A 15,866-nucleotide genomic window follows, 5' to 3' on the forward strand; every position below is an offset into this window, starting at 1 on the left:
CCCAAAATCAGCAATCGCGGTGTGTCAGGTATAACGCGATTTCCGAGTTTACGACGGCTTCGCCGCCGAGCGGGAGCAAGCTCCCTCGCCACAGCACCGGTTTACCGGCTATGACCCTGTCAATTTCAGATCACGCAACGATATCAGCCGCCACCGCCTGCCCGACCACACCCACCGCGAAATCCACCGAACCCTGGCCGGTCAGATCGACCATCAGGCTGGTCTGATTGGTCTGCGCGAAGTAAGTCAGGATCGCGTCGCCCGCGTGCCCGGTGAAGCCGCTGACAAAGTTCAGCGTGGCCGCGGCCGAGGCAAAACCGGCGATGCCCGACAGGTCGATCTTGTCTAGGCCGCTGGTGAAATCCATGATCCAGTCCGGCGCGGTCATGGTCGAATCGCTGGCAGCACCGAAGACGAAAGTGTCCGCGCCCTCGCCGCCCCACAATGTATCGCCACCACCGCCACCGTAGATGATGTCGTTACCGACACCGCCCACCAGTTGGTTGGCCGCCGAGTTACCAATCAGCAGATCGTTGCCCGAACCGCCGACAGCGTTTTCCACGGTCACACCGTGAGCGATCGAAACGTTACCGACCAGGCCGCCGACATCGGAGAACGAACCTTCGTTGAGATTGATCTTCTGGTTCTGGTTGAAGCCGGAGAAGTTCAGCGTGTCATTGCCGCCACCATCCCACACCGAAAACACTACTTTCGACGACGCCGAAGTGGCGCTGTAGAAATCGCGTCCAGCGTTGGAACCGAAACCGTACGTAGTGTCATCAGCGCGGGTCTCGTAGTTGGCGCCGTAGAGTTTCTGCACCGCGACAATGTCATCCATCAACGGCGCCGAGGCGTAGGCTCCACTGCCGTCCTTGCTGAAGTTCTGGTCGGTATTGGCTTCGCTCCAGTAACTCATCAGGCTGTAGCCACGGGTGTCTTCAGCGTATTTGGCGTCACCGTAAGTCGGGTTGCCATTGCCGGCGTTGTACGCGCCCGGGTGCGACAGGCCGAGGGTGTGACCGATTTCGTGGGTCAGGGTCTGACGCCCGTAGTTGTTGGTGTCCGGGGTCTTGTTGACCTGATATTGGTTGTTGATCAGATACCACGACTGGCCGTCATAGCTGCTGCCGCTCGGCAGGTAAGCGAATGCGGCGCCGCCAGTGCTGACGTCGTAGTTGCCGAAAGTCATGTGACCGTCGCCGCCCTTGCCTTCGCTGAAGATCACGTTGGCTACGTCCGACCACGACTGCATGGCCAACACCGCTTGAGCTTTTTGCTGGGCGCTGAATTCGCTGAAGTTACCCAGTTTGGCGTTGTAGTTCGCCGGTTTGTCAGTCAGGAAGGTGTAGCTGAGGTCGATCTTGCCATCAGCGTTTTTGTCGCCCCAGGACAGATTCTTGCGCAGGATTTCGTCGGCAGCCTGATCGGCGGTGAACGATGGTTTACCGTTGACCAGTTCACTGCCGCCACGGTCATACAGGTGGCTGAAAGTGTCGACTGCGGTATAGGCGCTGCTGGCCTTGGAGGTTGCTTGAAGCATCGTGTACTTCCTTGTTTCAAAAGAGTCAGTGTCCGACAGACCACGGCGATCTTCTGGCGAGATCGTCCTGCCACTCGCCCTGCTTCATGGTGAAAGAGGGCGCAAAAAACCTGACATAGCCGTTGCTCCCTCGCTAATCAATTTCTCGATAGCGCCCGGCGTGTCCCCACTTTGCCCGTCATTTGCGGCAATGCTTTTTATCTGTATATCCATACAGATAAAAGTTGCCCCGAGGCCAAACTCCGGCCATTCTGTGCACCTCTTCGGACCCGATCGACGATGGTGGTTATGCGGCTGTACCTCTGTGAAAAACCTTCCCAGGCCAAGGATATTGCGGCCGTGCTCGGCGCCAAGCGCCGGGGCGACGGCTGCTGGCTGGGAACGGACGTCACAGTGACGTGGTGCATCGGCCACTTGCTGGAAACCGCGCCGCCGGATGCCTACGACGCCCGCTACAAGCGCTGGGTGCTGGCGGATCTGCCGATCATTCCGGACAAGTGGAAAATGACCGTCAAGCCGCGCACCGCCAGCCAGTACAAGGCAGTCAAACGCCTGCTTGGTGAGGCCAGCGAGTTGATCATCGCCACCGACGCCGACCGTGAGGGCGAAATGATTGCCCGGGAACTGGTCGAGCACTGTCGTTATCGCGGGCCGATTCGTCGTTTGTGGCTGTCGGCACTGGACGAGGCTTCGATTCGCAAGGCACTGGCCGCGCTGAAACCCGGCGCCGAGACTTTCAGCTTGTATCACTCGGCGCTGGGTCGCTCCCGCGCTGACTGGCTGATCGGCATGAACATGAGCCGGCTGTTCACCTTGCTCGGGCGGCAATCGGGCTATCAAGGTGTGTTGCCGGTGGGTCGGGTACAGACGCCGACACTGCGGCTGGTGGTGGATCGCGACCGCAGCATCGCCGATTTTGTGCCGGTGCCGTTCTGGGCCATCGATGTGCAATTGCTGCACGAAGGCACGGCATTTACCGCGCAATGGCGCGCGCCGTCGGATGCCTGTGACGATCAGGATCGCTGCCTGAATCAGGCACTGGCGCAGCAAGCGGCCGCCGCCATCAGCAGCGCCGCCAGCGCCCGCGTGGTCAAGTTGCGCACCGAGCGCATGCGCGAAGTGGCGCCGCTGCCCTTCGATCTCGGCACCTTGCAGGAAGTCTGCTCGAAGAAGCTCGGCCTCGGCGCCCAGGAAACTCTCGACATCGCTCAGGCGCTGTACGAAACCTACAAAGTCGTCACCTACCCGCGCAGCGATTGCGGTTACCTGCCGCTGAGCCAGCACAGCGAGGCACCGGGGATACTCGCCGCGCTGCGTCAGGCCGATCCGAGTCTTGAAGCGCTGCAAGGTCATCTGGAACCGCAGCGTCGCTCGCGGGCATGGAACGATGCCAAGGTCAGCGCGCACCACGGCATCATCCCTACCGCAGCGGCGAAAAACCTTGAACGCCTGACCGGCAAACATCGTGCGGTCTATACGTTGATTCGCGCACGCTATCTGGCGCAGTTTCTGCCCAATCATGAATTCGACCGCACCCAGGCCGATTTCGATTGCGCGGGGCAGCCGTTGCGGGCGGTCGGCAAGCAGATTGTCGAACCGGGATGGAAACGCGCACTGCCCGAAGCATTGGCGCCGGCCAAGGGCCGCGAGGCCCCCGCACCGCAAACCCTGCCGACTCTCACCCAAGGTATTGAGTGCGCAGTGGCGGACGTGAAACTCAAGGACCTGTGGACGCAACCGCCCAAGCCCTACACCGAGGGCGATCTGATCAAGGCCATGAAAAACGTCGCCAAACTGGTTGAAGATCCGCTGCTCAAACAAAAGCTCAAGGACACTACCGGCATCGGCACCGAGGCCACCCGGGCTTCGATCATTCAGGGCTTGCTGGATCGCGGGTATCTGGTGAAGAACGGCAAGGCCCTGGCCGCGACGCCTGCGGCTTTCAGCCTGATCGACGCTGTGCCAAGGGCAATTGCCGACCCGGGCACCACGGCGATCTGGGAACAGGCGCTGGACATGGTGCAGAGTGGCGAAATGAGTCTGGAAGAGTTCGTCACCAAACAGGCTGCGTGGATGAGCAAACAAGTGGTCCGCTGTTCGGCGCTGAGCCTGACCATCAGCGGCCCGCCACCTGCCGGGAAGGCTGCGACGCCTTGGAAAAACAAACGCAAATCGACTAGAAGCAAAACCACCAGCACCACCAAACGCACGGCCAAACCCAAGGCCAAATAACTGTGTTTGTGAGGGGATCCTGTGGCGAGGGAGCTTGCTCCCGCTCGGCTGCGCAGCAGTCGCAAAACCTGTAACCCCGGTTATCCTGATACACCGCGATTGCAGATGTTGGGGTCGCTTCGCAACCCAGCGGGAGCAAGCTCCCTCGCCACAGGTTTCGCGAGTGTCCTTTTTGGAGTTCATCCAGCATGCCCAACATCGAACTGCACCCCGCCCACCGCGATGAACTCGAAACCATCGAAAACCTGATGCAGTTCTACATGCACGACTTCAGCGAATGGCTGCCGCTGACACTCGCCGAGCATGGCTTCTTCCCCATCCAGCCCAAACTCGATTACTGGCGCCAACCCGCCACCCGCCCATTCCTGATCAAGGTTGATGGTGAACTGGCCGGATTCGTCACCGTGGATGACGAAACCCACATCGACGGCGCCGAACACAACATCGGCTACTTCTTCATCACCCGGCGCTTTCGTGGCCAAGGCGTCGCGCAGTTTGTCGTCTCTGCCCTCTTGAACCGTTTCCCCGGTCAGTGGCAAATTTTCCACATCGACGCGAACCTGCCGGCACGGCGCTTCTGGGCCAGGGTCATCCCCGACCTGAGCGGCGGCGAATTCAGCCTGCATCACCGCGAAGTGGACGGTTATCCGTGCACCTTCTACGCTTTTCCAGGCCGCTTTTCTGCGGCTTGAGCAGATCCTTTCTCATTCCAAAACAGCTTTGTCCGACAATATGTAGTGCTTGAAAATAATCACTACAAAACCGTTGACGGCGTCGTTTTGCTTTTGCATGATGAGGACGTTCCCCGATCGGGAACACTGGTAACACGCTTGAGCAAACTCGTCTGACCGCCGAGTTGTTTTTTCCGGATACACGCTGCCCACAAGGCAGATTGAAGAAGCTGACCTGGCCTGAACGTCCAGTACAAGGACGAGAATGCTGGCGAAAATTCTCAAGATGCTTGTGCGTCGACCCTGAAAACGTCGACATGGGGCCTTACGGTTTTCGCTGCTTCTCCTCGTTGTGACGCTATTGCGTAGCAGTTATTCAACACGACTACATGCAACAGATGCACGACCCCGTGCTTATCACGGGCGACCGCTGACGTCCTGGTTTCGGTGCCAGGGATCAACTAACCGATGGGCTACCTGTATTAGCGAATCAACTTTGAACGATCACCAAACTGGTCAAGGGGCACAATCATGAATTTGAACAATCAACCGACTATCGAAGAACTGGCTCGTATGTTCGCTGCGCAAAAAGACAGCCACGACAGCCATATCCTGTGGATCAGCAAATCGGGCCAGGTGCATATCGACTGCCTGTCGCCGCATGCTGGTGAAGAAGAGTTCGACCAGAACCACCAGAATCTGCTGGCCCGCCTGAAGATGTACCGTCGCGGCCACGGTTATGTCGGCAAGAAAGCCGCAGCCGACACGGATTTCATCGGCAATGTTCTGCAAACTCTGAAACACGCATGGGACTCGATGCAGAACAAGAATGAAGTTCGGGTGATTGATCGGTTCTACTGATCCGCACTACACATAACAAAAAGGGCCTGCTCCCAATACGGAGCAGGCCCTTTTTATTATCTGAAATACACCCCCCCTTGTGGGAGCCAGCCTGCTGGCGATGAGGCTGGTACATCCAGCATTCGCATTGCCTGACACACTGCCATCGCTAGCAGGCTAGCTCCCACAGGGGGATTGGCGTTGTTGATCAGATTCCGGGGGCGAGCAGCATTTCCATAAACGCTACCGCCGCCGCGCTGTGATAGTTGTTCCGCCGCCGCAACAACGCGGCCCCACGCTGTGGCGCTTCACTCTCGACACGCAACCTGCGCAACGCCCGATCCTCAGTCGCAATCGCCTCCGGCAACATCGTCGCTATCGGTGCATGGCGGATCACTTCCAGCAAGGTACTCACCGAATTCACCTCGATCCGCACCGTGGGCGTGATCCCGTGCTGACGGAAATACTCGTCAATCGATAGCCGCGTGATGAAGTCCGGCGCCAGCAAGGCGAAGTCCAGTTGCGCTACATCATTGGCCGTCAGTACCGCCGTGCTGTCGTACAGCGGATGCTCGCGCCCGACCATGATCCCCAACGTCTCGGTAAATGCCGGAATGCACTCGATATCCGGGTGACGCACCGGCGTGAACGCAATCGCGATGTCCAGCGAGTCATCCGCCAGACCCGCCTCGATGTCGTCCATCGACAACTCGAAAATCTGCAGATGAATCCCCGGAAACCGCGCCGCGTAATCGCGCACCAACGGCCCGACCAGATACGCCATAAAGGTTGGCGTCATCGCCAAGCGCAAGCTGCCACGGGACAGATCTTTCACATCATGTAGCGCCCGCTTGCCCGCCTCCAGCTCCACCAGCACCCGCCGAGCGCATTCGATATAGGCCATGCCAGCATCGGTTGGCTTGACCGTGCGCGAGGTGCGGTCGAACAGGTTCACCCCAAGGGTTTCTTCCAGTTGGCGAATCTGCTGCGACAGCGTCGGCTGCGACACATGCAGCGCCTCGGCCGCACGGGTGAAGCCGCCGTGATCGGCAACGGCCAGCAGATATCGCAAATGTCGTAACAGCATGGGGCACACCATCTATAGGCAGGACTTATGCGAAGCATTGTATATCGGTCTTGGACGCTATGGGTCAATCGGCAGAAGATGAACCCCACACACAGCAAGCCAACCCCTGAAAGGAGTGACACCATGCAACAGTCCCACGCCTACAACGACACCAGCCTGGCCCTGACTACCCACATTCTCGACGTCAAGGCGCGCAAAAATCTGTCGTGGCAGGATCTTGCCGACGGCACTGGCCTGAGCCTGGCCTACGTCACCGCTGCCCTGCTCGGCCAACACCCGCTGCCGCAAGACGCTGCCCAAGTGGTTGGCGACAAACTGGAACTGGACGCCGACAGCGTCGCCGCCCTGCAGATCATCCCGTTGCGCGGCAGCCTCAGCGGTGTGCCGACCGACCCGACCATCTACCGTTTCCACGAGATGATCCAGATCTACGGCACCACCCTTAAAGCACTGGTTCACGAGCAGTTCGGCGACGGCATCATCAGCGCCATCAACTTCAAACTGGACATCAAAAAAGTCGAAGACCCGGAAGGCGGCTCCCGCGCCGTGGTCACCCTCGACGGCAAGTTCCTGCCACTGCGTCCGTTCTGATCCATCCCGGCCCGCACCCTCGGTGCGGGCCACCCCAAAACCCGAATTCTGAAGTCGTCACCACATTCGTCTGGAGGCTGCCCCATGCAAAAAATTCTGTTGGCCCTCGCCCTGCTCGCCGGTTTCGCCGCCCAGGCCCACGCTGATTCAGACGCCGTCGCCTATCGCTACGGCATGGACCTGGACATCGCCGAAGTGGTGAGCATCAGCCCGGTCGCTGACATCTGCGGCGTAGTCCCGGTGGACATGGTCTATCTCGACTCGAACGGCGGCAGACACACCCTGCACTACAGCGAATTCGGCACCGGCTGCTCCAACTAAGCCCCTGAGGACAACACCATGAAAACCCTGATCGAAGGCTTCCTGAAGTTCCAGAACGAAGCGTTTCCGCAACGCACCGAACTGTTCAAACACCTGGCCACCACCCAGCATCCCGGCACGTTGTTCATCACTTGCTCCGACAGCCGTGTCGTGCCTGAACTGCTGACCCAGCAAGAGCCCGGCGAACTGTTCGTGGTCCGTAACGCCGGCAATATCGTGCCGTCCTACAGTCCGCATCCGGGCGGGGTTTCGGCGACCGTGGAATACGCGGTAGCGGTGCTCGGCGTGACCGACATCGTGATCTGCGGCCACTCCGATTGCGGCGCAATGACCGCCATCGCCCAGTGCAAATGCATGGATCACCTGCCCGCCGTCAGCGGCTGGTTGCAACACGCCGAGTCGGCGAAAGTGGTCAACGAGTCCCGCCCGCATGCTAATGAAGCGGCGAAATTGAGTTCGATGGTGCGTGAGAATGTGATCGCGCAACTGGCGAACATTCAGACGCATCCGAGCGTGCGCCTGGCCCAGGAGAAAGGCCTGCTGAATTTGCATGGCTGGGTGTATGACATCGAGACCGGCTCGATCGATGCGCTGTCGTCAGACCGCCGCACGTTTGTATCGCTGGCTGATCAACCTGCAACGTGCGCCATCCAGGCAACGACCGCCAACGCCGCCTGAAAGAACAACGGAAAACCCCTGTGGCGAGGGAGCTTGCTCCCTCGCCACAGGTTAACAATCAAGTTTAGCGTTTTACCGTCAGGTCAATTTGAGTCATGCGGCTGCGCACGGTAAACACGCCATCCCCCGAAAGAATCGCGCTGCGCGCAAACAACCGCCCGCTCTCCCAGTTCGAAAGCCCCAGTTCCGGCTTGTTCAGCGCGTACTGGCCATCGACCCAACGGGTAATGCCGTTACCCACAAACGGCGCGTTGACCGCGTTGTAGAAACGCTCCTGCACCTGCGCATCTTCGCTGATCAGCGACACGGTGAACTGCGGGCTGTAGCGGTTGAACAAGCCAATCGCCTGATCCAGATCATCAACGATCATCAGGCTGACTTCCGGGGTTTCTTCCCACTCCCACTCGCGGCCCAACTGACTTTCCGCCAACGATTCGGCCAGGGCTTCAGTCTGATAACCCTCGGCGCGATAGACCTCGACCGTCGCGTTCTGCCAATCGGTCGGCAGATAACCTTCACTGCCTTCGACGATGTGCAACTTGCAACCCTGCCCCCGTGCGGTGCCAGCCTGCTTCAGCGCGTCAAGAAACAGCGGCACCAACTCAGCGGCACGCTCACGTTGAATCAGACAAACGTTGAGGGTGTTGCAAACCTTACGATCCAGCGAATTGCGCACCACCGCCGCAAAGCGTTTGGCGTCGGCATCACGGTCCGCGACCAGCCACGCGCCACCGGTGCCGTGCAGGCTGACGGCGGTGCCGGCCTGCTGGGCGATGCTGCCCAACTGGCTGACTGCACGCCCCGAACCACGAGCCACCGCCAATGACAGACGACGGTCGGCGAACATTGCCCAGCCAGCCGCGTGATTAACACTTTCCACCAGCGACACCGCGCCCACCGGCAGTCCGGCCTCGGCCAACGCAGGGTTCAGTGCGTGGCTGACGATAGCTTTTGCGGTGCCCAACGCATCGCTGCCGATGCGCAATACGGCGGTGTTGCCGGTGCGCAGAACACCAGCGGCGTCGGCAAAAACGTTCGGTCGACCTTCGAAGACAAACGCGACGATGCCCAGCGGCGAGACAACTTGCTCGACCTTCCAGCCGTCATGTTCGACGCTGCTGATGACTTTGCCGCGAGTGGCCGGCGCGTCACGCCAGGCACGCAGACCGGCGATCATGTCGCGGCGCATGCGCTCATCGGCGAACAGTCGGGTGGTGGAGCGCCCGCGAGCCTTGGCGCGTTCGATGTCGGCGAGGTTGGCGGTTTCAATCTGCGCCCAGCATTCCGCGGATTCCAGACGCTGCGCAAACAGATCGAAGAAACGGCTGATCGCCTCATCAGACACCGCCGACAGCGCGGTAAAGGCTGCCGCCGCGCGTTCGATGGCCACTGCTGCCGCTTGTTGATCGACCACCGGAATCAGCAACAACTCGCCACTCACCTGCTCCACCAGCAGGTGGTCACCGGGCTGGAAGCGCGCGGCCAGTTCGGGGCTGACCACGGTGACGCGGTTACCAGCGAAAGGGATCGGCGTACCAGCGACCAGACGTTCGAGCGCGAGAGACATAAAACGGATTCACCATGCAGAGGGCGGCCGGAAAATGTATAGGAACACTTGCCCCTCAAGCAACACAAAACCCTGTGGGACTTACCTTGCAGAACCGACACACAACCCTGTGGGAGCTAGCCTGCTAGCGAATGCGGTCGATCAGGCAAATTAATGCCAGCTGACACTCAGCAATCGCTAGCAGGCTAGCTCCCACAGGAATTACAGCGCCCTGATCAGAACACCGACCAGCCAATCCGCGAGCTGAGCATTTCCAGCGCCGCCATCCCCGCCAGCGAATTACCCGCCGCATTCAGCTCCGGCGACCACACGCACACCGTGAACTGCCCCGGCACCACCGCGACGATCCCGCCGCCCACACCGCTCTTGCCCGGCAGCCCGACGCGATAAGCAAAGTTACCCGCCTCGTCATACAGCCCGCTGGTGGCCATGATCGAGTTCACTTGCTGGGTCTGGCGGCGACTGAGGATCTGTTCACTGCTGTGTTTACAGAAACCGTCATTGGCCAGAAAGCAGAACGCCCGGGCCAGGTCGATGCAGCTCATGCGCATCGCGCAGTGGCTGAAATAGCTGCGCAACACCGCTTCAACGTCGTTGTGAAAGTTGCCGAAGGATTGCATCAGATAAGCCATCGCCGCGTTGCGTGCGCGGTGCTGGTATTCGGAATCGGCTACCTTGCCGTCGATCATCACCTGCGGATTACCCGACAGACGCCGGACAAAATCACGCATCGACAGCGTCGGTGCGGCGAAGCGCGATTGATTAATGTCGCAGATCACCAGCGCACCGGCATTGATAAACGGATTGCGCGGACGCCCGCGTTCGAACTCCAATTGCACCAGCGAATTGAATGGCTGGCCGGATGGCTCATGGCCGAGGCGTTCCCAGATCGCTTCGCCGGAATGATCGATGGCCTGCACCAGGCTGAACACCTTGGAAATACTCTGCACCGAGAACGGCGTCTCGGCGTCACCGGCGCAGTACATTTCGCCGTCATTGCCGTACACGGCGATGCCCAACTGGTTGGCCGGCACCGTGCCGAGGGCAGGAATGTAATCAGCCACCTTGCCCTGCCCGATCAATGGCCGGACAGCTTCAAGGATCTCGTTCAACAGCGCTTGCATGCCGGGTTCCGAAGTCTCGCCCCATGGGATCGCGGGGACACTGGGGCTAGACGCTGCGGATCATTGCCGAATCACACCGGTCAGTGCTGGAACTGCCGAAGGCTGCGATCTTTGGATTGCGTTTCAACCGCCAACGCTCAATGCGCCCGATCCAGCCCCGCGAGCAATGCCACGTCACGGCTGTAGATGTCCGGCGCGTACTGAACGCGTCCGGCGCTGTCGACCTGCGCCGTCCAGTACGTCATCAGGATCGGCACCGGAGCGGCGAGGCGGAATTCGTGAGTAGTGCCGGTGGCGAGCAAGGTGTCGGTACGCGCGACTTCCGCCGGCGTCAGCAGCAGATCACGCAGTTTCATCGGGTGCTCGACCCGCACACAACCCGAACTGAAGGCACGCGGGCCCTTGTCGAACAGCGCCTTGCTCGGCGTGTCGTGCAGGTACACCGAGAACGGATTGGGGAAGCGGATGACCATTTGCCCCAACGGATTGCGCGGCCCGGCGTCCTGACGCAGGAGGATGTTGCCGGGGTTATCCCAGTCGATATCCGCCGCCGCGAGCGGATGGCCATTGGCGTCGAGCACTTGCAGATTCTGCCGGCTGAGGAAGGTCTGATCCTTGCGAATCGCCGGCAGTTTGTCTTCTTTCCAGATGGTCGGCGGTACGGTCCAGGTCGGGTTCAGGGTCAGGCGGGTAACGCGGGATTTGAGCAGCGGAGTCTGACGCTCGGCGCGGCCCACCTGAGTGCGGGTCTGCCACACCGGTACGCCGCCCTGATACAGGGTCAGTTCAGCGGCGGCGACGTTGACCAGCAAACCATTAGGCTCCATGTCCTGAGCCAGCCAGCGGAAGCGTTCGAGGTTGACGCGCAGTTGTTCGCGACGGGTCAACGGACTGATATTCAGCTCGGCAATCGTCCCCGGCCCGACTACGCCGTCAGCCTGCAACGAATGGTTGGCCTGAAAGCTTTTCACCGCTTCGACCAGCACGCCTTCGTACGCATTGTCGGGAGTGCCGACGATGTGCGCCAGATAGCCTTCATTGTACAAACGCTGCGCCAGTTCCGGTACGCGCTTGTCTTCCATCGCCGGGCGCAGCAGCGGCCCGTTGCCGACCGATTGCCAGCGCGGCAAGGCCTGTTCGCGTTGTTTGGCGTAGAGATGCCGCAGATTCTGATATTGCGCCAGACGCGGCCGCGCCTGATCGAACGCCGCCGGGATGTCATGCATGCCCGGCACAGCGATGGCGAGCAATTCGGCCTGACGGTCACGGGGGGTTTCATCGGCATGCCACAACGGCTCGAAATGCGATTGCAGCAGACGACCGTAATGCAGATCCTGCAGCGCTTGCAGGTAGTAACGGCTGATCTCGATATCGGCACACAACTCGCCGTCCTGCGGCGCATTCATCGCCACCGGATAACGCTTCGGATTGAGGCCATCGTCGGCCAACAACTGCAATTGCGCATGCAAGGCCGGCAAACGTCCGGACTCGACCGCCCACACCGGCAGCCAGTCCTGCTGCTGATAGAACGCCTGCAACTGTTGCAACGCCGCCGCCCCGAGATTGGCGGCAATCGCCGGGCAGGCCTGCGGCAAGCCGATTAACACTGCCTGCAACGGACTTTGCGGCTCGACCGGCACCGGCGCAGGCAGCGTTTCGAGCGGCGGCAAGGGCTCTTCGGCGCAAGCGACAAACGGCGCAGCGATCAGACAAATGCTCAAGTAGCATGCGTACTTTTTGAACAACTGCTTTACTCCAATCCATGGCCGTCTTGATGACGGTCAACCTTACATCAGGCGCGGTGCACAGTCAGTTTCGTTTCTGCGGTCCCGCCGGTATGACTGGGAGTCAGGAGAAAAAGTAACAAATGAGTCATTCGTGAGGAAATTCTCTAAATGTTGACGTTTTTGCGCCGACTTTTTCTGAGCACCGCAGCCCTTGTCGTGGTGAGCAGTCCAGTTTTTGCCGCCGGCAAACCATCGCCGGTTCTCTACAACAGCCTCGCCCACGCCGCGCCGGAACTCAATCCCCAGGCGCTGAAAGGTGCATTGAACGCCATGCAATGCGCGATCAACAACGGCGCGAAGCAGTCCCGTCACCTGGCGATCATCGATTATTCGCAACCGTCCACGGCGCGCCGCTTGTGGATTTTCGACCTGACCCGGAAAAAACTGGTGCTGCGCGATCTGGTCGCTCATGGCTCCAATTCCGGGGAAAACTTCGCCACCCAGTTCTCCAACCGCATGGGCAGTTATCAGTCGAGCCTCGGGCTGTTCCGCACCCAGGAAAGCTACGAAGGCACCCACGGCTATTCGTTGCGCATGGACGGTCTGGAGCCGGGTTTCAACGATCAGGCCCGCGACCGAGACATTGTGATCCACGCCGCCGATTACGTGAATCCGCTGTGGAGCAAGCGTCAGGGTCGCATCGGTCGCAGTCAGGGCTGCCCGGCAGTTCGTCCGCAAATAGCGAAACAGGTGATCGACAAACTCAAGGACGGCCAGTACATGTTTTCCTGGTACCCGGATCAACGCTGGCTGAAGACCTCGCCGTACCTCAACTGCCATCCGCAACAGGTGGCGAGCATCCTCAACACCCACGGTAGCTAACCAGAACACGCAAAACCCTGTGGGAGCTGGCTTGCCAGCGATGAGGCCGGCACGTCCAGCACTGATGTTGCCTGAACCACCGCCATCGCTGGCAAGCCAGCTCCCACAGTGATCGAGTTCAACCAGATAAATTCCCCACAGCTCTTTCATTACAGTTTTGTCATTCAGTTGTCGGTTTGCCGAGCGGATCGCTCGGTAGCCTGAAGTTGTCCCGGCGCCAATGCCGATCAACATTCAACACTGAGTAACCCATCATGAAAACCCTGATCCTCGCCTTCACCGCCCTCCTCGCCAGCGGTTCCGTGTTTGCCTCGACCATGCCTGACACCAGCGTAATTCAGGACAAAACAGGTTTCTTCGTCCATCTGGATATCGACAAAGTTCTGTCCAGCACCGATATTTCCCAGGCCTGCGGTGTGATTCCGGCGAAACTCAACTACCTCGATCACCAGGGCCGCGAGCATGTGCTGAACTATGACGTGCAAGGCAGCGGCTGCACCAATGACCATTGAGACTGATCGCGCATGAATATTCTGGTAGTCGAAGATGAACCCAAGGCTGGCAATTACCTGCTCAATGGCTTGCAGGAACTGGGTTACAGCGTGAGCCTGGCGCGCAACGGCGCCGACGGTCTGCACCTGGCGCTGGAGCACAGTTTCGATGTGATCGTGCTCGACGTGATGATGCCGCAAATGGATGGCTGGGAAGTGCTGCGCCGGCTGCGCAAGGAAGCCGATACGCCGGTGCTGTTCCTTACCGCCCGCGACGACATCGCCGACCGCGTCAAAGGTCTGGAGCTGGGTGCCGACGACTATCTGATCAAACCTTTTTCCTTCGCCGAACTGGTGGCGCGCCTGCGCACCCTGACCCGGCGCGGGCCGATTCATGAAGAAGAACAACTGCAAGTGGCCGACCTGCAAATCGACGTGCTCAAGCGCCGCGTGACCCGCGCCGGAACGCGGATCACCCTGACCAATAAAGAGTTTGCGCTGTTGCAATTGTTCGCCACTCACACCGGCCAGGTGCTGTCGCGCTCGCTGATTGCCTCGCGGGTGTGGGACATGAATTTCGACAGCGACACCAACGTCGTCGATGTCGCCGTGCGGCGCTTGCGGGCGAAAATCGATGACCCGTTCCAGCTCAAGCTGATCCACAGCGTGCGCGGCATCGGCTACCGCTTCGACACTCAACCATGAAGACAGCTCGCACCTATTCCCTGACCCTGCGCCTGGCGCTGGTGTTCGCCCTGCTCGCCTTTGCATCGCTGGCCGGCCTCGGTGCGGCGCTGTATGGCGAGCTCGAGGAACAACTGATTCGGCGCGACGACATTTCGCTGGTCAGCCGCGTCGATCAGTTGCGCACGTTCCTCAACGACAGCAACACCCTTGAGCTGATCAAGAACAAACCGGCGCTGTTCCAGAACATGCTCGGCAATCGCGAAGCGCTGCTGAGCATCGGTGCGCCGGGGCAACCGCCGCTGCTGGTGGTCAACCCCGGCAATCTGAATATGCCCACGTTACCCGCCGTGCCCATTGATCAGCCGATGTCGCTGAAAGATGTGCAGCATTTGCCCAGCGTCAACGGCGTGCCGTTTTCGGCGGTGGTGGCGAGCATCGATTCCGGAGAGCTGGGCAACCTGCAAGTGCTCACCGGGCGGCTGATGAGCGAGCGCACGGCGATGCTCGCCACCTATCGCCTCAGCGTTTATGGCTTGGCGACATTGGCAGCCATCGTGCTGGCGTTGATCGGTTGTCTGCTGGTGTATCGCGGCCTGCTGCCGTTGCGCCGACTGGCCCGGCATGCGCACGGGATCGGCGTCGGCAACCTCGACGAACGCCTCGACAGCCAAGGCGCGCCTCGCGAACTGGTGCCGATGATCGATGCCTTCAATGCGATGCTTGACCGACTCGGCAAGGGCTTTGCGCAGTTGAGCCAGGTGTCGACCGACATGGCGCATGAACTGCGCACGCCGATCAATAATCTGCTGGGCGAAACCCAGGTCGCGCTGCAACAGCAACGCAGCAGCGAGGCCTATCAGCAATTGCTCGCCTCCAACGTTGAAGAGCTGGAGCGGCTGACGCGGATGCTCGACAACATGTTGTTCCTCGCCCGTACTGATCCGGCGAGCGCCATGAGCCAACGTCAGGAGCTGGACGCGGCGGATGAGATGCAACGCATCGCTGATTATTTTGAGGGCCTGGCGGCGGATGTCGGCGTACACATCGAGGCGCGTGGCAGCGGGGTGATCTGGGCTGAGCCGATGTTGCTGCGGCGGGCACTGGCCAATCTGTGCGCCAACGCGATCAAGTACGGCGCGGCGGATTCGACGATGCAGGTTGAGGCGATTTCCGAACCCGATGGCAGCTATCTGCGGGTACGCAACCACGGCGTGACCATCCCGGCGGAACATCTGGCGCGGCTGTTCGAGCGTTTCTATCGCGTCGATCCGTCCCGCGAGCGCTCGGCGCAATCCAACGGCCTCGGCCTGTCCATCGTCGCGACCATCATGCAACTGCACCATGGCCGCTACAGCGCCAGCAGCGCGGATGGCATCACCTGCTTCGAACTCTACTTCCCCGCCCGCCAAAACCCCAACTGACCCACAC

Annotated in this window: 15 protein-coding genes; 10 read left to right on the forward strand and 5 right to left on the reverse strand. The window is 60.2% G+C overall.

The features are described 5' to 3' along the window. Positions 1-130: 130 nt before the first annotated feature. The gene (locus tag ACTWLJ_RS24310; protein WP_445178781.1) at positions 131-1,540 is read right to left on the reverse strand and encodes a serralysin family metalloprotease; all 1,410 of its coding nucleotides are present in this window, start codon (positions 1,538-1,540) and stop codon (positions 131-133) included. Positions 1,541-1,828: 288 nt separating this feature from the next. Between ACTWLJ_RS24310 and ACTWLJ_RS24315 the strand changes: the two genes are divergently transcribed. From ACTWLJ_RS24315 to ACTWLJ_RS24325, 3 genes are all read left to right on the forward strand, one after another. Continuing rightward, positions 1,829-3,772, forward strand: a complete 1,944-nt coding sequence (locus ACTWLJ_RS24315; protein ID WP_445178782.1) for a DNA topoisomerase III — start codon at positions 1,829-1,831, stop codon at positions 3,770-3,772. A gap of 188 nt (positions 3,773-3,960) precedes the next feature. Further along, positions 3,961-4,464, forward strand: a complete 504-nt coding sequence (locus tag ACTWLJ_RS24320; RefSeq protein WP_445178783.1) for a GNAT family N-acetyltransferase — start codon at positions 3,961-3,963, stop codon at positions 4,462-4,464. A 510-nt stretch (positions 4,465-4,974) separates the two neighbouring features. Continuing rightward, positions 4,975-5,304 (forward strand): hypothetical protein, encoded by a 330-nt coding sequence (locus ACTWLJ_RS24325; protein ID WP_401210218.1) that lies wholly within the window; start codon positions 4,975-4,977, stop codon positions 5,302-5,304. A gap of 187 nt (positions 5,305-5,491) precedes the next feature. Here ACTWLJ_RS24325 and cynR read toward each other — a convergent pair whose 3' ends face one another. Next, on the reverse strand, positions 5,492-6,370 hold the full coding sequence (cynR, locus tag ACTWLJ_RS24330; RefSeq protein WP_445178784.1) for a transcriptional regulator CynR: 879 nt from the start codon (positions 6,368-6,370) through the stop codon (positions 5,492-5,494). A gap of 123 nt (positions 6,371-6,493) precedes the next feature. Between cynR and cynS the strand changes: the two genes are divergently transcribed. The 3 genes from cynS (at position 6,494) to ACTWLJ_RS24345 (ending at position 7,960) form a co-directional block, all read left to right on the forward strand. Beyond that, positions 6,494-6,961 (forward strand): cyanase, encoded by a 468-nt coding sequence (gene cynS, locus ACTWLJ_RS24335; RefSeq protein ID WP_445178785.1) that lies wholly within the window; start codon positions 6,494-6,496, stop codon positions 6,959-6,961. Positions 6,962-7,045: 84 nt separating this feature from the next. After that, positions 7,046-7,282: a DUF2790 domain-containing protein gene (locus ACTWLJ_RS24340; protein WP_445178786.1), complete on the forward strand. Its 237-nt coding sequence runs from the start codon at positions 7,046-7,048 to the stop codon at positions 7,280-7,282. Positions 7,283-7,300: 18 nt separating this feature from the next. Continuing rightward, positions 7,301-7,960, forward strand: a complete 660-nt coding sequence (locus tag ACTWLJ_RS24345) for a carbonic anhydrase (protein ID WP_445178787.1) — start codon at positions 7,301-7,303, stop codon at positions 7,958-7,960. 64 nt (positions 7,961-8,024) lie between these two features. Here ACTWLJ_RS24345 and ACTWLJ_RS24350 read toward each other — a convergent pair whose 3' ends face one another. The 3 genes from ACTWLJ_RS24350 to ACTWLJ_RS24360 form a co-directional block, all read right to left on the reverse strand. Next, complete coding sequence (locus ACTWLJ_RS24350; protein ID WP_445178788.1) at positions 8,025-9,527, reverse strand: aldehyde dehydrogenase family protein; 1,503 nt, start codon at positions 9,525-9,527, stop codon at positions 8,025-8,027. A 215-nt stretch (positions 9,528-9,742) separates the two neighbouring features. Continuing rightward, on the reverse strand, positions 9,743-10,651 hold the full coding sequence (gene glsB, locus ACTWLJ_RS24355) for a glutaminase B (protein WP_401210199.1): 909 nt from the start codon (positions 10,649-10,651) through the stop codon (positions 9,743-9,745). A gap of 137 nt (positions 10,652-10,788) precedes the next feature. Beyond that, complete coding sequence (locus ACTWLJ_RS24360; RefSeq protein ID WP_445178789.1) at positions 10,789-12,396, reverse strand: L,D-transpeptidase family protein; 1,608 nt, start codon at positions 12,394-12,396, stop codon at positions 10,789-10,791. 150 nt (positions 12,397-12,546) lie between these two features. On the opposite strand from ACTWLJ_RS24360, the gene ACTWLJ_RS24365 reads away from it, so the two are divergent. The 4 genes from ACTWLJ_RS24365 to ACTWLJ_RS24380 all read left to right on the forward strand — a co-directional run bounded on the left by ACTWLJ_RS24365 (position 12,547) and on the right by ACTWLJ_RS24380 (position 15,859). Next, positions 12,547-13,260: a murein L,D-transpeptidase catalytic domain family protein gene (locus ACTWLJ_RS24365; RefSeq protein ID WP_445178790.1), complete on the forward strand. Its 714-nt coding sequence runs from the start codon at positions 12,547-12,549 to the stop codon at positions 13,258-13,260. Positions 13,261-13,514: 254 nt separating this feature from the next. Continuing rightward, positions 13,515-13,772 carry a DUF2790 domain-containing protein gene (locus tag ACTWLJ_RS24370; RefSeq protein ID WP_401210190.1) on the forward strand — a complete coding sequence of 86 codons (258 nt, stop codon included), beginning with the start codon at positions 13,515-13,517 and terminating at the stop codon, positions 13,770-13,772. A gap of 12 nt (positions 13,773-13,784) precedes the next feature. Next, positions 13,785-14,456 (forward strand): heavy metal response regulator transcription factor, encoded by a 672-nt coding sequence (locus ACTWLJ_RS24375; protein ID WP_401210187.1) that lies wholly within the window; start codon positions 13,785-13,787, stop codon positions 14,454-14,456. Then, positions 14,453-15,859, forward strand: coding sequence for a heavy metal sensor histidine kinase (locus tag ACTWLJ_RS24380; protein ID WP_445178791.1), 1,407 nt, complete (start codon positions 14,453-14,455; stop codon positions 15,857-15,859). Before ACTWLJ_RS24375 ends, ACTWLJ_RS24380 begins: the two co-directional genes overlap by 4 nt. Positions 15,860-15,866: the final 7 nt, after the last annotated feature.

Source organism: Pseudomonas sp. McL0111 (assembly GCF_052567255.1).